This is a genomic window from Moorena sp. (assembly GCF_982860115.1).
This window is the reverse complement of record NZ_CEYLVT010000145.1, coordinates 1-3,767: the sequence shown is the minus strand read 5'-3', so window position 1 is coordinate 3,767 and position 3,767 is coordinate 1. Positions and strand designations below refer to the sequence as shown.

Annotated in this window: 3 protein-coding genes and 1 pseudogene; 2 read left to right on the top strand and 2 right to left on the bottom strand. The window is 43.3% G+C overall.

The window, feature by feature from the left end:
- Positions 1-130 precede the first annotated feature (130 nt).
- Together AC4II3_RS21745 and AC4II3_RS21740 are read left to right on the top strand one after the other, a co-directional pair.
- The gene (locus tag AC4II3_RS21745) at positions 131-1,303 is read left to right on the top strand and encodes a tetratricopeptide repeat protein (protein WP_488016798.1); all 1,173 of its coding nucleotides are present in this window, start codon (positions 131-133) and stop codon (positions 1,301-1,303) included.
- 161 nt (positions 1,304-1,464) lie between these two features.
- Positions 1,465-2,052 (top strand): Uma2 family endonuclease, encoded by a 588-nt coding sequence (locus tag AC4II3_RS21740; protein WP_488016794.1) that lies wholly within the window; start codon positions 1,465-1,467, stop codon positions 2,050-2,052.
- A gap of 69 nt (positions 2,053-2,121) precedes the next feature.
- On the opposite strand, the gene AC4II3_RS21735 is transcribed toward AC4II3_RS21740, so the two are convergent.
- Positions 2,122-2,688 (bottom strand): Uma2 family endonuclease, encoded by a 567-nt coding sequence (locus AC4II3_RS21735; RefSeq protein WP_488016796.1) that lies wholly within the window; start codon positions 2,686-2,688, stop codon positions 2,122-2,124.
- Positions 2,689-2,800: 112 nt separating this feature from the next.
- Positions 2,801-3,700, bottom strand: a pseudogene (pip, locus tag AC4II3_RS21730) (prolyl aminopeptidase); the annotation flags it as partial.
- Positions 3,701-3,767: the final 67 nt, after the last annotated feature.

Sequence of the window (3,767 nt, the reverse complement as noted above, 5' to 3'; positions counted from 1 at the left end):
ACCATCAACCTCCTAACCATCAACCTCCTAACCATCAACCTCCTAACCATCAACCTCCTAACCATCAACCGTCTAACCATCAACCTCCTAACCTTCTAACCTAATGACTGATGCGATGCTTAGCCTATGCATGATTGTTAAAGATGAGGAAGAATATTTACCACAATGTTTGAGTAGTGTCAAGGATGTAGTGGATGAGATGGTCGTCCTAGACACAGGTTCAACGGATCGGACGATTGAGGTGGCGCAAAGCTATGGCGCTATAGTTTATCAGTTTGAATGGTGCAATGATTTTGCAGCTGCTCGCAATCAGGCGTTGAAGTATGTGCAAGGGGAATGGGTGCTGGTGTTGGATGCTGATGAAGTGTTGAAACCGGAAGTTGTACCGGAAATCAAGCAGGCTATCCAAAATAGTTCCTATCTAGTTATTAATCTAGTCCGGCAAGAAGTGGGGGCTACTCAATCTCCCTATTCTCTGGTGTCCCGTTTATTTCGCTATCACGCAGATATTCGCTTTTCTCGCCCCTATCATGCTATGGTTGATGATACTGTAGCGCAAGTGTTAAAACGAGAACCCCAATGGCAGGTGGTGTCTCTGTCCCAGGTGGCAATCTTACACTACGGTTATAGCTATGATGCGATCGCATCACGCAATAAGTTGACGAGAGCCCTTACGGCGATGGAAGGCTATCTGGCTAGTCATCCGTTTGATGCTTATGTGTGTAGTAAACTCGGGGCACTTTATATTCAAAATAATCAAGTAGACCAAGGTGTGGAGTTACTCAAGCGTGGTTTAACTACCACGGAGCTAGAGCCAGCGGTATTATTTGAACTGCACTACCATCTGGGGAATGCTTATACTGGCCAAGGAGAGCTCAATTCAGGAGCAATACATTATCAACAGGCGATTCAACAACCGATTTTGCCCCAGTTGAAATTAGGAGCTTACAATAACTTGGGCAGTTTGTTGTTAAAAGCAGGGGAGTTGAATCACGCCAAAACTGCTTATGAAATGGCAGTGAAGATAGACCCAAGTTTTGCCCTTGGACATAATAATCTGGGCATGACTTGGAAGGCTTTGGGTCAGATGGAAAATGCGATCGCATCCTATCAGCAAGCGATTCAACTCAACCCAGAGTATGGAGAGGCTTATCAAAACTTGGGAGTGGTTTGGCTTAAATTGGGCAAGGTTGATCAGAGTTTATCGGCATTTAAAAAAGCGATCGCACTTCATGAAACCCATAACCCAGATGAAGCTCAGCGTCTTCGTCAGGGACTTCAGGCTATGGGATTTCAGGTTTAAAATTATAAGATTAAATTAGTTTAAGGGCTTTACTCGTTTCAAGCTTTCCCTTAAAATACTAGGTAATTAAGACCCGTTAATCGTTAATTTTATTTTTCATAAATTCCTTATAAAAACACTACAAACACACCATATAAACTTTCAATATTTAGAGAGTTTTCATGAATACTTCCACTATCTCCTTACCCCCTACTCTAGAATTAAAACTAGACTTAACGGACGAACAATTCTGGCAACTGTGTCACGACAACAGCGACTTAAGATTTGAGCGCACTGCTACTGGAGAATTAATTATTATGTCCCCTACAGGTAGCACCACAGGTGAACGAAATGCTGATTTAATCTATCAACTCAAAGCCTGGAGTCGCCAGAACAATCTGGGTAAAGTGTTTGACTCTAACACTGGATTTACACTTCCCAATGGTGCAGACCGCTCTCCTGATGCGTCTTGGGTTCAGCAAGAGCGCTGGGATGCTTTAACCGCCGTTGAACAAGAAAGATTTGCCCCCATATGTCCCGATTTTGTAGTAGAGTTAATGTCTCCTAGCGATTCCCTAGAGAAAACTCGTGGGAAAATGCGAGAATATATGGAAAACGGGGCAAGACTTGGCTGGTTGATTAACCGAAAACAGCGAAAAACCGAAATTTATCGTCCCGATCAAGCTGTAGAAATTATCAACAATCCTGATACTATGTCTGGGGAAGATGTCTTGCCAGGATTTGTGTTAGATCTTTCAACAATTTGGTAATTTTTAAATGGTATTTTGGGGTTTGTGTCTTCAGCTAATCATAAGCATATGCTGAATGCTTACCTTTAGCTAATTACCTGACATTTTAAGCCAACCAAAAATCAGATCTACTGTTAACTCTAGGTTAATATCATCTAATACAGAAGGGTGATTGCTACCTAGTAACAATTCTGGTTGTTGACCCGGTCGAAACACTAAAATAGACCGATCAGCAGGATCAATTAACCAACCTAGCTGACAACCATGTTGTAAGCAATAGAGAATATTGCCAATTACCCGATTTGAACTCTGTTCTGGAGAGAGGATTTCAATTATCCAATCTGGGTACAATAAAAAATCATTGGGAACTTCCCCATCGGCATCAAACGGAATTCGTGACCATTTGAAAACCGCTATATCAGGCACAATAGAGCGTATCCCAAAACTACAGCGCAACTCTGGGAAGGCATAAGCAATTTTCTGGCTTTCTGTGTTTTCGTTGATACTATTGCATAGCCTGAGCTGCAATCGACTATGCTTTCCTTTCGGCATTGGCTTTTGGAAAATATCGCCGTTGATGTATTCCCTGGCTGGCTTTGTTTCTGGGAGCTTCAGAAATTCTTCCAGGCTATGTGCTGGGGTAATTGTGACAGTCATCGCTCCTAAATTATGGGTAAATCTTTCTTTAGTTTAAGAGATATCAGCCTACTACAGCCTTTCGCCCAAACCAATTCCTCCAATAAGGCTAACAATGCTGCTTGTCACCCAGTTAAGTCAAAAACTTATCCGTTGCTTCGATTAAAGCACTGCGGATACCTGGTTCTGCCATGGAATGACCGGCATCAGGTACCACAATCAACTCAGCTTCTGGCCAAGCCTTATGTAATTCCCAAGCTGATACCATCGGACATACCACATCATAGCGTCCCTGGACAATCACCCCAGGGATAGATTTAATCCGATCTACATTCTTCAGTAACTGGTCTTCTGGTTCAAAAAAGCCTTTATTGACAAAGTAATGACATTCAATTCTGGCAAACGCATCAGCAAATTCCCCCTCACCAAACTTTTGGATCAGGGTTGGGTCTTGAAAGAGTTTACTCGTACTTGCCTCCCAAATTGACCAAGCCCGAGCTGCTGAATTGCGGGTTTGAGGATCCGGACTGGTCAACCGTCGATAGTAAGCAGAAATTAGATCATAGCGTTCCGCTTCTGGAATCGGCTTGATGTAGTCTTCCCAAGAATCAGGAAAAATATAGCTTGCTCCCTCCTGATAGAACCAACGAATTTCTTTTTGCCTGAGCATAAAAATTCCCCGCAAGATCAGTCCTAGACAGCGTTCAGGATGGGTTTGACTATAGGCTAAAGACAGAGTACTACCCCAACTACCACCAAAAACTACCCACTGCTCAATACCCAGTTTTACTCGCAGTTTTTCGATATCACTAACTAAATCCCAGGTCGTGTTCTGCTCAAGTTCAGCATGGGGGATACTTTTACCACAACCCCGTTGGTCAAACATGACAATTCGCCATTTCTGTGGGTCAAAGTATTGCCGATAAACCGGTTGGCTACCACCTCCTGGTCCTCCGTGTAACACCACTACTGGCTGACCTTGTGGGTTACCGGACTCTTCAAAATAAATGGTGTGGAGGTTAGAAACTGTTAGGGTTTGCTGCTTTTGACACTCCCCGGTCTAAAGACGCGGGGATTCTTCACTCAACGACCCAGCTTGC

Coding starts and splice junctions, on each gene's coding strand:
- AC4II3_RS21745 (WP_488016798.1), top strand. CDS start 131: ATGATTGTTAAAGATGAGGAAGAATATTTACCACAATGTTTGAGTAGT.
- AC4II3_RS21740 (WP_488016794.1), top strand. CDS start 1,465: ATGAATACTTCCACTATCTCCTTACCCCCTACTCTAGAATTAAAACTA.
- AC4II3_RS21735 (WP_488016796.1), bottom strand. CDS start 2,688: ATGACTGTCACAATTACCCCAGCACATAGCCTGGAAGAATTTCTGAAG.